The 14,347-nt window shown below is 23.9% G+C and carries 15 protein-coding genes; 2 read left to right on the top strand and 13 right to left on the bottom strand.

Features of this window, described 5'->3' with window-relative positions:
- Positions 1–83 precede the first annotated feature (83 nt).
- A complete protein-coding gene (locus A6P36_RS07960; protein ID WP_082917614.1) occupies positions 84–944 on the bottom strand; it encodes a hypothetical protein in 861 nt (286 codons plus the stop codon).
- A gap of 176 nt (positions 945–1,120) precedes the next feature.
- Here A6P36_RS07960 and A6P36_RS04210 point away from each other — a divergent pair, with 176 nt between their 5' ends.
- Entirely contained in the window at positions 1,121–1,927 is an 807-nt protein-coding gene (locus A6P36_RS04210; RefSeq protein ID WP_066761324.1) for a transporter substrate-binding domain-containing protein, read from the top strand.
- Between the two features lie 31 nt (positions 1,928–1,958).
- Here A6P36_RS04210 and A6P36_RS04205 read toward each other — a convergent pair whose 3' ends face one another.
- The 7 genes from A6P36_RS04205 to A6P36_RS04175 all read right to left on the bottom strand — a co-directional run bounded on the left by A6P36_RS04205 (position 1,959) and on the right by A6P36_RS04175 (position 9,227).
- Entirely contained in the window at positions 1,959–3,791 is a 1,833-nt protein-coding gene (locus A6P36_RS04205; RefSeq protein WP_242861652.1) for a P-loop NTPase fold protein, read from the bottom strand.
- 643 nt (positions 3,792–4,434) lie between these two features.
- A complete protein-coding gene (deoD, locus tag A6P36_RS04200) occupies positions 4,435–5,136 on the bottom strand; it encodes a purine-nucleoside phosphorylase (protein WP_082917613.1) in 702 nt (233 codons plus the stop codon).
- A 56-nt stretch (positions 5,137–5,192) separates the two neighbouring features.
- A complete protein-coding gene (locus A6P36_RS04195) occupies positions 5,193–5,852 on the bottom strand; it encodes a deoxynucleoside kinase (protein WP_066761319.1) in 660 nt (219 codons plus the stop codon).
- The gene (locus tag A6P36_RS04190; protein WP_066761317.1) at positions 5,846–6,577 is read right to left on the bottom strand and encodes an ABC transporter ATP-binding protein; all 732 of its coding nucleotides are present in this window, start codon (positions 6,575–6,577) and stop codon (positions 5,846–5,848) included. Before A6P36_RS04190 ends, A6P36_RS04195 begins: the two co-directional genes overlap by 7 nt.
- Positions 6,578–6,640: 63 nt before the next feature.
- The gene (locus tag A6P36_RS04185; protein WP_066761316.1) at positions 6,641–7,657 is read right to left on the bottom strand and encodes a FecCD family ABC transporter permease; all 1,017 of its coding nucleotides are present in this window, start codon (positions 7,655–7,657) and stop codon (positions 6,641–6,643) included.
- Positions 7,647–8,525: an ABC transporter substrate-binding protein gene (locus A6P36_RS04180; RefSeq protein WP_066761315.1), complete on the bottom strand. Its 879-nt coding sequence runs from the start codon at positions 8,523–8,525 to the stop codon at positions 7,647–7,649. Before A6P36_RS04180 ends, A6P36_RS04185 begins: the two co-directional genes overlap by 11 nt.
- A gap of 159 nt (positions 8,526–8,684) precedes the next feature.
- Positions 8,685–9,227, bottom strand: a complete 543-nt coding sequence (locus tag A6P36_RS04175; protein ID WP_066761314.1) for a class IV adenylate cyclase — start codon at positions 9,225–9,227, stop codon at positions 8,685–8,687.
- Positions 9,228–9,339: 112 nt separating this feature from the next.
- Here A6P36_RS04175 and A6P36_RS04170 point away from each other — a divergent pair, with 112 nt between their 5' ends.
- A complete protein-coding gene (locus A6P36_RS04170; RefSeq protein WP_066761312.1) occupies positions 9,340–10,536 on the top strand; it encodes an MFS transporter in 1,197 nt (398 codons plus the stop codon).
- A gap of 24 nt (positions 10,537–10,560) precedes the next feature.
- Here A6P36_RS04170 and A6P36_RS08090 read toward each other — a convergent pair whose 3' ends face one another.
- From A6P36_RS08090 to ytvI, 5 genes are all read right to left on the bottom strand, one after another.
- On the bottom strand, positions 10,561–10,728 hold the full coding sequence (locus A6P36_RS08090) for a hypothetical protein (RefSeq protein WP_156507975.1): 168 nt from the start codon (positions 10,726–10,728) through the stop codon (positions 10,561–10,563).
- A 150-nt stretch (positions 10,729–10,878) separates the two neighbouring features.
- Positions 10,879–11,703, bottom strand: a complete 825-nt coding sequence (locus A6P36_RS04165; RefSeq protein ID WP_066761493.1) for a DUF368 domain-containing protein — start codon at positions 11,701–11,703, stop codon at positions 10,879–10,881.
- Between the two features lie 93 nt (positions 11,704–11,796).
- Positions 11,797–12,696, bottom strand: coding sequence for an SPFH domain-containing protein (locus tag A6P36_RS04160; protein ID WP_066761310.1), 900 nt, complete (start codon positions 12,694–12,696; stop codon positions 11,797–11,799).
- A gap of 15 nt (positions 12,697–12,711) precedes the next feature.
- On the bottom strand, positions 12,712–13,155 hold the full coding sequence (locus tag A6P36_RS04155) for an NfeD family protein (RefSeq protein WP_066761308.1): 444 nt from the start codon (positions 13,153–13,155) through the stop codon (positions 12,712–12,714).
- 67 nt (positions 13,156–13,222) lie between these two features.
- Entirely contained in the window at positions 13,223–14,281 is a 1,059-nt protein-coding gene (ytvI, locus tag A6P36_RS04150; RefSeq protein ID WP_066761306.1) for a sporulation integral membrane protein YtvI, read from the bottom strand.
- Positions 14,282–14,347: the final 66 nt, after the last annotated feature.

Genomic DNA, 14,347 nt, shown 5'->3' with positions numbered 1-14,347 from the left:
TTATATCATTTTAAATTTAAAAATACTTAAATTTAAAATATCAAAAAACAAAAAACTGAAGTAAATAAAATTTACCCCAGCTATTATTTAAAATTATAATAAATTTTTTCAAGAGTCCTTTTATCAAATCCTGTATATTTCATAATTTTATCAAGAGGTTCTTTGTTTCTCATCATATCGATAGCAATTTCAACTTTAGCTTGATTTTTACCTTTTTCAACCATTTTTCCAGAAATTTCTCTTTCAACTTCATCTGCTGCTTTTTTCTTCCCTTCTTCTAATAGCATTTTACCAATTTTATACATTTTTATCTCCTTTTTAAGTTTAAGCATATCTGATTCATCCAAAAAACCTTCAGATAGAATAAGAATAATTATAATAATACTATGTTTCTTTTTAGAATTTAAAGAATTTGCAAGTCTTAATCCTTCTATTATCAAAGTAATTCTTTCACGTTTGGAATACATATATGGAATAAGCGATAATGCTAAATATTCTTCATCTTTAAATCTTCTATTTTTAGAAGCCTTAGCGGCCAATTTCATAAGAAGCTTATCGCCATTAAAACAATCTAAATAAACATCTGTATACACAAATCTTAAAGAAGTAAAAGCCATACTTTTAACTATTTTTCTTGCTTTTCTCGGATAAACTAGTATAAGTTCAAAATCATCCTTATTTTCATATATCAAAAATGATGAATATACAAGAAATTTATATATATCATTATAAAAATACTCTTTTTTAAACTCAAAATGAACGATTTTATTATCTTTAGCGATCATTGTAAAATTAAGAGTTGCATCTTTTATATAAAAATTTTCTTGTTCTCTTCTTTTTATAAACTTACATTTATACGGAAATCCCAAAATTTTGAGTTTAGTATCTTCAAAAACATCTATTATGGCATATTCAATTAGCTTATCTAAAATATTAAGATCCATGATACTTCTCCCAATTGGTAAATTAAAAATCAAACATATTTTTATTTTGTGAACTTTTTCTAATTTATATACAAATATTGCTTCTATTTATTATCAAAATTTTAATACTAGATGAAATAACACCTTTTAATATATAATGTACTTAGAAAAAATTTTTTAAATTAAAGGAGCAATTTATGAAAAAGTTTATAAGAAAATTTATACTTTCTATTTCAATATTACTTTTTACAGTTTCTTGTTCATCAACAAAAAACGAGAGACAAACTCTAAGAGTTGGTATGGAACTCCAATTTCCTCCATTTGAGACAATTGATAATCAAGGTAATCCATATGGACTTTCAGTAGAATTAGCCCAATATTTAGCTGATAAATTAAATATGGATCTTGAAATTATAAACACCGCTTACAGTGGATTAATACCATCGCTTCAAGCAGGAAAAATAGATATTATTTTATCATCTATGACAATAACAGAAGAAAGATCAAAAGTTGTAGATTTTTCTATTCCTTATGCAGTATCAAATTTAGCAATGCTTATAAATATAAATTCAGAAGTAGAATCAATAGATGATGCAAACAAACAGGGAATAAAAGTTGCTGTAAAAAAAGGTACAACAGGACACATATTTGCAGAAAATAATCTACAAAACGCTGAAATAATGATTTTTGATAAAGAATCTGCAGCAATATTAGAAGTTGCACAAGGAAAAGCAGATATATTTATATATGGACAAGATACAATTTATAAAGCTCATACTCAAAATCAAGATACTACAAAAATTAATTTAGAACCAATAGGAGATACTCAATATTGGGGAATAGCTGTAAAAAAAGGAAATGAAGAACTTTTAAACAAAATAAATCAATACATAACAGAATTTCAACAAGACGGTGGTTTTAACAAACTAGCTGAAAAATATTTATCTGAATTAAAGCAAGTATTTGACGAGCTTAATATTCCATTCTTCTTTGATACAAAATAAAAAATAGTAACTACATATTGTAGTTACTATTTTAATTTCTATTTAAATCATATATAAATCTTACAAGAAGTTCAAATCCTTCCTCATTAACATCTTCTAATATCATCTTTTTGTATATATAAGTTTGAATATAAAAACATAAAAATATATAATTTATTCCCTTATCAAATCCTTTTAAAGATACATAAGTTTCAATATCCACATCATTTGCATTTTCATTTACAAATGATGTTAATCCCCTAACGGAACACCTTTTCAAATCTTCATAATTTGAATTTAAAAATTTATATATCCCCATAATATCCACATTATTTTTAAAACTAACCTTGAATTCTTCTTTAGGATCTTCTATAAAATTTGATATTTTAAAAAAACATATAAGCATAAAAAACAATATAAAATCTCTTTGTGTAACTAATTTTAAAACATCATCAAAATGCTCATGTGTTTCTATTTCTTTTAAATATTCATTTAATTTTTCAAAACTATACCAAAAAAATGATACTTGTCTTTTTAAATTTCTAGGATTTTTTTCAAGTTTTAGATTTACAAGTGTACTTATTTTATTAATATTTTGTTTATACTTAGTAAGATTTTTATATATTCTATACTTTTCTTTATCTAAATACATTGTACTATCTAATAAACCTTTTTTTTCTAGACATATCCAAATAGCAATTACCTGCTCATCATTATATAAATCAAATTTTATTTTTGCTAATCTATTTATCATATAAATATTATCTAATATTACATCTCTAATATCTCCCAGAAATGATTTCTTAAAATAAATATAATTATAGTAATCATTCATAATTTCATAATCTAAATTATTATCGAAATTAATTTTTATAAATGATCCTTCCATGAGTTTACTTTCATCCAATTTTTCAAATAGTTTACTTTTGTATTCCGTCCATTTTTTAGAAAAAATATAATACTCAAGATTAATATTATTATATAAATACATTCCAAATTCTTTAATATTTTTATCGAACTCAATCGTAGCCAAAATTTTAAACCACTCTGTCAAATTTTCTCTTCTATTAATATTTTCATACATATCAAGTTCTTTAAAATATTTTGAAAGTATAGCATTTGTATTCGTATCATCAATTTTAAAGACTTTATGGATAAACATGTTTAAATATCTACTTTCTATTTTCTCATTCAAAATATCTAAATTAGTAACAAATATAAACTTTACATAATCAAAACTAATTATATATTGAGAAAAAATTAGCATGTTAACAATTTGAGCCTCATTATAAACCCTTTCTAAATCATCAACTATAAATATTATTCCTTTTTTATCTAGATTTTTATTAAAATTAGAATCAAATATCTTCTTTGTATACAAATTAATTTCGTCTCTTAAATCAAAATAACTCTTTTTAAAATTTTCATCTAAAAAATAATTAACAACATTAGAAATTTTATCACTTATAACATAACTTATTATATTCATATAATTTTTTAAAAGTTTAGAGTTATATATACCATGAGCTTTAAATAAATTCCCCATAATGAAATTAAAATAGTCATTTAATCTATTATTCTCTGTAACTATTAAACTATTTATCTCAAAAACATAATAATCATCATTTAATTGTTTTTGTAAAACTCCCGCAAAACTAGTCTTACCACATCCACATTTTCCATCTATACATATAGTAAGCGCTTCTTTTTGATAATAATTTAAATAATTATTAACTTCTCTAAATAAATATTTCTTTTCTTCAAACATTACATCAAAGTCATAAATTCGATAATTTTCATCTTTAATGAAATCTTTAACATCAAATTTATTTATTTTGTAATTAAACAAATCAGATATAAGAATTATTTCTAATTCTTTCATCATAAGAAACATATTTATAATAAAATATATATTAAAGATGGTAAATATATTTATATACTGTTGTAATGAATATATAAAATATTCCCGAGATACAAATAAAATTATAAAATAAATTATATAGAAACAAATAATTAACCACTTTATTTCATCAAAATATTTATACATTACCGTAGTTTTTAAATATTTCAATTTACTTAAATAATTTTTGCAAAAAATAGCTTTTACTATAATAAACAAAAAGTATAAAAATATTATAATTACAATAAAATCAAAAAATGTTACATAATAAAATTTATGAAAAAATATAGTATTTATTTGATTTGCAACACTATAAAATCCCGTCTTACTCAAAGAAGTTGTTATCTTTGAATTTATTATGCTTATCATAAAGAAATTAAAATACATTAAAACTATCAATTCTGGTACTATTCTAAAAATAAATTTTTTCAAAAAATATAATAATTTAAATCTAAAAATACTTAAAAATATATAGAAATAAACTAGTGCTATTATTAAACTTAAAAAATACAACATCGATAACTTATCTCCAACAAATAACTACATCCTAAACAAATTTAATGAAAATAAATTCATTAAAAAATAAAAAAGGATACATCTATTGTATTAAGATGTATCTAAAAATGTGTTAAATCATTTCTAAAGAAATTTTCATCATATTTACAAATGCACTTTGTCTTTCACTTGCTGTTGTTTCTTCCTTGGTTATTATATTATCACTAACCGTAAGTATACTAAGTGCCTTTGCTCCTAACCTAGCTGCATTCATGTAAAGTGCTGCAGCTTCCATTTCAATTCCAAGTATACCCATTTTTTTCCACAACAAATGTGCCTCTGCATTATCATCATAAAAAGTATCAGAAGATAAAATATTACCTACATGAACGTCTATATTTAAATCATTAGCAACTTTAACTGCTTTTGATAATAACTCATATGATGCAATTGGTGCAAAAGTTCCTGGAAGACCATATTGAGAGGCATAATTTGAATTTGTTGAAGCTCCCTGAGCTATTATTACGTCATATACTTTTAAATTTTCTTGTAGCGCTCCACAACTTCCAATTCTAATTAAATTTTTAACACCAAATTTAGTTATAAGTTCATATGAATAAATTCCTATACTTGGCATACCCATACCAGTTCCCATAACAGAAACTTCTTTTTCATTATATTTTCCCGTAAATCCAAACATATTTCTTACTGAATTAAACTGCACAACATCTGTCAAAAAATTCTCAGCAATAAATTTTGCTCTAAGAGGATCTCCAGGTAAAAGTATTGATTCTGCTATCTTATTTCCATCCGTATTTATATGTGGCGTATTCACTTTACTTTCCCTCCTAAAATATAACTCCATAATAATATATTACAATAAATAATTAACTAAATAAAGCTTCCAGATGTAACATTTAATCTATCCTTTACAAGTTTTAATAACTCTTTTCTATCAGTTTCATTATTTACAACATCCATTCTATCCATATCAATTGTTAATACATCAGATTTATCATAAACATTATACATCCAATCATCATAACCTTCCCATATATGTTTATAATAAGATACTAATTTTTTATCTAATTCATATTCTCTTCCTCTAGATGTTATACGCTTTAAAACTGTATCAAAACTTCCTTTTAAATATATAAATATATCTGGACTCTTCTTTGGAAAAAACCTCAATTCTTCCATCATATTATTTAAAAGAGACTCGTATATACTCATTTCTAATTCAGATATTCTTCCTAATTCCATATTTTTTTTACAAAAATACCAATCTTCATATATACTTCGATCTAAAATATTATTTTTATGTACAAATGCTTTTTTTATAGATTCAAATCTCTTATTTAAAAAATAAAGTTGTAACAAAAAAGGATATCTATTCATTTTAATTTCTTCATCACTCGAGCTGTAAAATAATGGTAAAATTGGGTTATCATCAACACTTTCATAAAAAACTTGAGAATTTAATTCCTCAGATATAATTTCAGATACGCTTGTCTTACCAAGTCCTATCATACCTCCAACAACTATCACCATTCATTACCTTCCTTTCTAATATTAAATATCTTTTTTCTACACTGCCATTTTTCAAGAGAACTTATCATAAATTCCTGAATATCTACACCATAAATATTTTTCAAATTATCCCTTGTAAAAATACTATCCACATCACCATATTTATAAATTTTAGAATTTTTAATAACCATTACTCTATTATCCAAATTCCTTATTAAATTCAAATCATGAAAAACACTTATTAAAATTTTATCTTTAAACCATCGATTAATATTCTGTACCATATAAATTTGTGAATTAATATCTAAATTATTACTCAGTTCATCTAAAAGAATTATATCTGAGTTTTGAGCTAAAACTCTAGCAATAAAAACTTTCTGACGTTCGCCTCCAGACAACTCACTCATATACTTATCCTTTAAATGATAAATATTCATATCCTTTAAAATTTCATTTATATAATCACTTTCTTTTTTATCCCAAAACTTCCATTTACTATGAGCATATCTTCCAAATTTAACAACATCTCTAACTTTATAATCAAAATACATATTAATCTGTTGAGGCAATATAGTAATTTTTTTAGCCAAATCTTTAGGATTTATACTTTTAATTTCAATACCATCAATCTTAACGCTTCCTTCATAATTTAAAAAATTACACAAACATTTTAAAAGTGTAGATTTTCCACATCCATTAACACCTACTACACTTAAATGTTCTCCCGATTTTAAACAAAAATTTATATCATCTAAGATCTTTTTTCTACCATAAGAATAACAAAGATTTGAAACTTCTAAAATCCCTTATTACCTCCTATTTTTCTTAAAAAATATATAACAAAATATAGGTGTACCTATTAAAACATTAACTGTTGATATAGGAAGTTCTGCTGGATATATAACAACTCTTGCTATTATATCAAACATAACCATAAGTGCACCTCCTAAAATCATACTTATAGGTACAATAACAACATGTTTAGATCCAAATAATTTCCTAGATATATGAGGGGTTATTAAATCTACAAATCCTATTATTCCACTTGAGGCTATACTAGCTCCCGTTAAAATAGTTGAAAAAATCAACAATTTAACTTTTGTTCTATTTAAATTAACACCAACTGCGCTACACATCTCATCACCAAATGTTAAAATATCCATTTCATTTGATAACATCATAATTCCTATAATTGATATTAAAAAAAACGGAATAATGGACAGCATATATTCCCATCCTCTAGAAGAAAAGGATCCCATTTGCCATATGATAATTGAAGATAAACTTTCTTTTTGTATAGAAGTTACGAAAGTTAAAAAAGCATTTAAAAACAATGAAACAACCATACCAATAAGAATTATAGTATTGTTTGACATATATTTATCAATTTTCTTAGACAAGTAAATAACAAATATTGCAGTTATAATAGAACATATAAAGCCAACAACTGGATATATAAAATATGAAGTTGCAACTTCCAAAACAATAAAAAGTCCAATTCCCAAAGAAGCTCCTGATGAAATACCTATTGTATAAGATGATGCAAGAGGATTTCTTAAAACAGATTGAATAACAGCACCACTAACTGAAAGCATTCCTCCAACTAAAAAAGAAAGTAAAACTCTAGGTAATCTAATATCCCAAATAATAGAAATTTTTGTTTGTGAAATGCTTTCATCTATATTAAAACCAAAAAGTTTATGTAAAATAATCTCCAAAATATCTCTTATGTTTTCTATCTTTCCACCAACAATTATCCCTAAAAATACTGAAAAAATTGCAAAACAAATTATAAATATTATCTTTATTAATTTACTATTTTTCATTTAAAACTTGTTTTATATAATCATTCATTTGATATAATGCGTTTATGAAAAACTGAGATGGTCTAGAAGAATAATCCTTATCTATGTAATAAACCCTATTATTTTTTACAGCATCTATATTTTCCCATCCAACTCTACTTTTAATTTCATCAATATTTCCTGTTACATCAACATTTGTAAAAATAATTTGTGGATTAGCATTTATTATTGATTCTTCATTTGGAGAAATCCATCCATCTAAATCTTGAAATATATTTGTTCCACCTGATAGCATCAATAATTCATTTAAAAAAGTATTACTACCAAAACTATAAATATACGGTGCTTGAGATATTTCAAAATAAACTGTTACAGATTGATCAGAATTATCTTTACTAATTTCTTCAATCTTATTTTTTAAATCTTCAACCATTTTATTTGCTTCATCTAACTTGTAAGTTTTTTCTCCTATAAACAACATGGAATCATAAATTTCATCTATACTTTCAGCTGTTTCTATATTTATAATTTCAACTCCTGAATTCTTGAGTTCTTCAAATTTAGCCACATAAGAAACATGCCCAGATAATAGTACAATATCTGGATCTAATTTTAATAATTCTTCTATATTTGGATCTCCAATTCTAAAAATTTGAGCTTCTTTATTTATACCTTCAACTTTTTCTGAATACTCATCTGCACCTATTATATTTTCTCCTAAAGATAATCCAACTAAAATTTCTGTATTAGAAGGTGCAAGAGAAACAATTCTTAACTTATCTTCTATATTTTTTTCTGAAACATTATCCTGACTTACACATGATGTAAAAATAGTCAAAAATAAAATCAAATACAACAAAATTGGAATCTTATGTATAAATTTTTTCAATTCTTTCTCTCCCTGTAAAAAAATAAAAATGTCTTTTGAAAATACTTTATAAGACATATTAAAATTAAAATTTCTATTTATTTAATATTAAATTTGAAAATTTAAACACCATATATAATTTTCAAATCAATTATATATTAGCAAAAATTTTTTATCAACTTAATTTTTATTACGCTCTTTCAATATATCAAAAATGCTTTTAGAAGTGGTATCTTCCATACTATATCCTAAAATATTAACAACTTTTTCGATATTTTTAGTGCAATTGCCTTCAATTTCAATATAAGGATTAGGATAAAAACTTTTATCATTTACATCAATCTCAACTAAAACATCAAAAATTTTATAACTTTCCCTATATCTGTTTATTAAACACGTCATTCTCAAACCCAAAGATTTAAAAATTTCTTCACCAACAAATGAATCACTTATTTTAATTTCTTTTTCATCCATAATTTTATACTTATCATTATTACTAGATATTTTTTTCTTAACTGTCATATAAAATGAACTTTCATTTGAAATTAAATCTTCAATAATCCTAATTCTAGCATAGCCCTTACTATTTAATAATCTTCCATCTTCAAAATCAAATAATTTATTAATTTGGTTTTCTTTTTTTACAAGTACTGCATTATGCTCAAATAATTTTTTTCTGATATCTTCAATATCAATATCCAAAATTCTAACTTCTATTTCCATATCTAAAATCTCCTCAAAAAATAATAACAAAATTTATTATAATATTTTTTAAAATTACACTAAATTTTGTTATATAATTATACCAACAATTTCATTTTAAGGAGATGCCAACTTGAATCATTTTAAATACAATAATAAAAATTTTATAACAATAATTTTAATAAACATTTTAGTTCTTACTTCTCTTAGTATGGTTCATCCTGTAACACCAAAACTTATAAATTCTGTGGGTCTACCTACTTTTTATTTTGGACTTTTGTACGGATGCCTAAATATTTCAACATTTGTAGCCTCTCCAACATTTGGAAGTATTTGTGATTTATACGGTAAAAAATTTCCTATGATGCTTGGAATGTTAGGATATACTATAGGACAAGTCATTTTTGGATTTTTCCCAAATCATGTAACTGTTTTAATTGCAAGAATTATATCTGGAATTTTTATATCCGGATACTACGTATCAAGTATTTCTTACGTATCGTATATAACTCCAAATTCTCAAAAATTAAAAAGATTTGCATATTTAAACGCATCTGGAAGTCTTGGAATTGCAATAGGTTCATTATTAGGAGGATATTTAGGAACAAATGATTATAGAGTCACATTTATCGTTCAAATAATTTTATCACTTATTTCTCTATTATGTATTGCTATATTTTTTAAAGATATCTCTATTAAAAATAAAGAAGCAAAATTCACAATAAAAATATTTAGCATAAAAGACTTTAAAAAAGTTTCAAAATCAAATAAATTTATATTTTTAATACTTTCATTAATGATTTTAACTTTTTTAGGAATTCAAAGTTATACTTCAACAATAAGCTATTATGTTGAAGATATTTTAAAATTACCAACAACAGTAAATGGATTGATTTTAGGATCAACAGGAATGTTCACATTAATTACAAATTTATTTATTATACCAATTGCAAATAAAAAATTCAGTTCAAAAACTTTATATCTATCCTCTACATTAATTTCAGGTTTAAGTATAGTAATTTCTATGACCTCAACAAATAAAATTATTTTAACAACTTTTCTACTGATATTTATTATTGCACATACATTAATAGCTCCTATTATGCAATCAATGATAATAGAAAATTCAAAAAATAATCAAGGTGAATTATTGGGACTTCAAAATGGATTTAAAGCCATAGGATCATTTTTAGGCGCAATATCCTCTGGAATAATTTTTGATTTATGGTTTAAGCTTCCATTTTTAATATCAGGTTTCAGCCTAATATTGTGTTTTATAATTCTTGTATTATACGAAAATTTATACAATAAACAAAGCTACAATCAATAAAGATTGTAGCTTTTTATATATAATTTATTTAATTACCGAAATTGCATCAAACATACGTTTAGCTGCTGGAGATAAAGAACTATGTCCATGCTTTAACAATAAAACAACCACTCCTACGAAAACTACAGCTATAAACCAAAACATAAGTTTTCTAAAAAAACTATCTTTATTAAAAAAATAACTTAAATTCATTATAATTCTCCTTAAATTTTAGTTATATTTATAGTTTCGTATTAGATTATTTTTTTCTTTACAATAATATTTGTAATTCAACTTAATATATTTAAAATATGGACTAAAAGTTTTTTACCATAATGCCCCCAAAACGAATCCAAACTACTTTTAGTCCTGTTTTACATTTTTTACATTAATCTTGCAAATACAAAATGAAATTAAAAAACCAATTAAAAATACAACTATACAACTTATCCCTAATATCGAAAATTCAAATCCAGGAAATATTGAAAAAATAGATCCTACAACAAGTCCAACTATTCCCATATAAGTTTGTGCTTTAAAATTTTTCAATAAATATCCAATAATTTTTATCATAATAATTAATCCTAAAATAACTCCAATTCCAAATGGTATAAGAACTATAATATTAAAATTTGATATTGCAGATATAATAGAATTATACATTCCAAACAAAACAAGAACAAACGAACCACTAACTCCTGGAAGAATCATTGCACTAGATGCTACAAAACCACTTAACATTAGAAAAATTATATTTTTAAAATTCAAACTAACTATAATTTTCGAATCTATCGGAGGACTTATAAATCTCATAATAACCAAAATTAACAAAGTAATAATAAAATATATATAATAACTTTTTTTAGGATTATATGAAATAGCTGTTTTAAATAAAATACCAATACTTCCCGCAATCAATCCCATAAATAAATAATTCATCTGCCAAGGATATTTTTTTAAAAACTCTTCTAAAATATTACTAAAAAATATAATCCCTCCTAAAATTCCAATTCCAATAAAAAATAAAAACCTAAAATTTTCTTTAAAATTCCTTAAAACTCCTGATACAGAATCAATTATTTTATTATATATACCCAATATTACAGCCATAGTTCCAGCAGAAACTCCTGGAATAATATTAGACACTCCCAAAATTACACCCTTAAAAATATTTTTCAAATCATCCAAAACAAAAACCTCACTCTTAATTATTTTCAAATATGATATTTTATAAAAAAATATCAACCTATAAAAACTTATAGATTGATATGTAATAATCCTTTATATTTCTTTACTAGAATTAAAAATTTCTCCAAAAGTACTTGTAAGTGCAGATAAATTTTGCAATTCTGACGGAATAATTATTTTAGTCGCTTTTCCATCTGCAACCTTTTCAAAAGTCTCAAGCGCTTTAATTGATAACACTTCTTTAGTTGGAGAAGCTTCATTCATTAATTTTATACTTTCAGCTAACGCTGTTTGTATTTTTAATATTGCTTCTGCCTGACCTTCTGCTTCTTTTATTGCAGCTTGTTTCTTTGACTCTGCTATTAAAATCGTAGATTCTTTTTCCCCTTCTGCAAGAAGTATAGCAGATTTCTTCTCTCCTTCTGCCTTTAAAATAAGTTCTCTTCTTTCACGTTCAGCTTTCATTTGTCTTTCCATAGCATCTTGTATTTCTTGAGGAGGTATAATATTCTTAAGCTCAACTCTGTTTATTCTTATTCCCCAAGAATCAGTTGCCTGATCTAATATAATTCTCATCTTTCCATTTACAATATCCCTTGAAGTTAATGTTTCATCTAACTCAAGTTCTCCTATTACATTTCTAAGTGTTGTAACAGATAAATTCTCTATGGCTAAAATTGGATTTTCAACTCCATAAACATAAAGCTTTGGATCTGTTATCTGAAAAAAAACAACAGTATCTATCATCATAGTTACATTATCTTTAGTTATAACTGGTTGAGGATCAAAATCTACAACTCTTTCTTTTATTGATATTTTATTAGAAACCCTATCAACAAATGGTATCCTAAAATGAATACCTACTTCTAAAGTCTTATAATATGCTCCAAGCCTTTCAATTACGTAAACATAAGCTTGTGGAACAATTACAATTCCACCAAATATCAATATTAAAATTACAAAAAATATAAAAAAAAACACTAACAAAAACATACTTACCTCCCTTAACTACACTTCTTCAACAATAACTTTAACTCCCTTTATATCACATATTTTAACTTTAGTACCTTCCTTTATAACAACATTATCATCTTTACTTAATGCAGACCAAATATTTTTATCTATAACTATCTCACCTTGATTCAATAAATTATTTATATCTTTTGTTACTAAACAAGTTCTACCTATTATAGAATCAACATTCGTATTTATCTTTTTAAAATTTGAAACCTTCGTTAAAAATCTTTTTGTTAAAATAATAGAAATTATAGTAAATACTATAAAGACTATAATCTGATAATTTAAATTTCTAGTAAAAAATGAAGAAAAAAACGCAAATACACTTCCAATAATAAACCATACAGTTGATAAATTTATTGTTAAAACTTCAACAATAATTAAAATTAAAAATATTAAAAACCACAATGCGAGGTGAAAATAATTTACATCCATAAAACCACCTTCTTAAAACAACTAACACATTAATAAATATATAATAATTTTTTATAAAAAATATCTTTTACTTAAATAACTTAAGTGTACCACTATCATTTAAATATTTTATAATTGTTGCAATTATCGGAAAAATAAATATACCAAAAAATCCAAGTATCTCTGCTCCTAAAAACATACTAGTAAGAGTTATAAGAGGATTCAATCCAATTTGTTTTCCAATAACTTTAGGCTCAAGTATAGACCTAACTATAGATATTATTCCATATATAACCAACAAACCAATTGCCAAATCATAATTTCCTTTTATAAACTCAATTATTGACCAAGGAATAAGCAATCCTCCAACACCAATAGCGGGAAGAACATCTAACATAGAAAAAATAACTGCAAGTGTTATAGCATTTGGTATATTAAAAATTGTTAATCCTATACTTAATTGAATAAAAGTTACAAACATCAAAATTGAATATGCCTTTAGAAATTTAACTATTGTTCCAAAAATATTTTGTTTAACATTAATAATAATTTCTTGAACTCTTTCAGGAAACTGCCTCATTATAAAACCAGTAACTTTATAATAATCAAGTGTACATAAAAATGAAGCAATTATAGCAAATATAAATTTAACTAAAAAAGATGGAATTTTAGTAGCAATAGATGCAATTAAATTTACCGCACTAAGAGAAATTGAATTAATTATATTTATTATGTATTTACTTATATTTTCTAAATCTAAAACAACATTAAGTTCTGGAATTATATCCTGAATTTTATATATTATAATGTTTAAAGCTGGCTCTATATTTGTTGTATATATCTCTGGAAGTTTTTGAAACAACTCTCCTATATATCTAAAAAGTTTTGTTCCAAAAAATATAAATACAAAAGATATACTTCCATACAAAAGCAATAGCAATAAAACTCCTACAAACTTTCTATTTATTTTTAAATGTTTTGATATAAAATCAACAGGATGACGTAAAATTATTGATATAGAAAATGCCACAAGAAATGGAAACAAAACTGGTAATGCATATTTAAATATGGAAAAAATAATTCCTAATATTAAAATAAAATATAAAAATTTAATTATAAAAATTTTTTGTTTATTTATATTATCCAATTTTTTCTCCTCAAATTTTAAAATATTTATAATATAATTCTTGATATTTTTTCAAAAATTAATATA

Source organism: Candidatus Arthromitus sp. SFB-turkey (genome assembly GCF_001655775.1).
GTDB classification, from domain to species: domain Bacteria; phylum Bacillota; class Clostridia; order Clostridiales; family Clostridiaceae; genus Dwaynesavagella; species Dwaynesavagella gallinarum.
The sequence above is the reverse complement of the archived record's forward strand: the minus strand, read 5'-3'. Positions and strand labels throughout refer to the sequence as shown.

Coding starts and splice junctions, on each gene's coding strand:
- A6P36_RS07960 (WP_082917614.1), bottom strand. CDS start 944: ATGGATCTTAATATTTTAGATAAGCTAATTGAATATGCCATAATAGAT.
- A6P36_RS04210 (WP_066761324.1), top strand. CDS start 1,121: ATGAAAAAGTTTATAAGAAAATTTATACTTTCTATTTCAATATTACTT.
- A6P36_RS04205 (WP_242861652.1), bottom strand. CDS start 3,791: ATGATGAAAGAATTAGAAATAATTCTTATATCTGATTTGTTTAATTAC.
- A6P36_RS04195 (WP_066761319.1), bottom strand. CDS start 5,852: ATGGTGATAGTTGTTGGAGGTATGATAGGACTTGGTAAGACAAGCGTA.
- A6P36_RS04185 (WP_066761316.1), bottom strand. CDS start 7,657: ATGAAAAATAGTAAATTAATAAAGATAATATTTATAATTTGTTTTGCA.
- A6P36_RS04175 (WP_066761314.1), bottom strand. CDS start 9,227: ATGGAAATAGAAGTTAGAATTTTGGATATTGATATTGAAGATATCAGA.
- A6P36_RS08090 (WP_156507975.1), bottom strand. CDS start 10,728: ATGAATTTAAGTTATTTTTTTAATAAAGATAGTTTTTTTAGAAAACTT.
- A6P36_RS04160 (WP_066761310.1), bottom strand. CDS start 12,696: ATGTTTTTGTTAGTGTTTTTTTTTATATTTTTTGTAATTTTAATATTG.
- A6P36_RS04155 (WP_066761308.1), bottom strand. CDS start 13,155: ATGGATGTAAATTATTTTCACCTCGCATTGTGGTTTTTAATATTTTTA.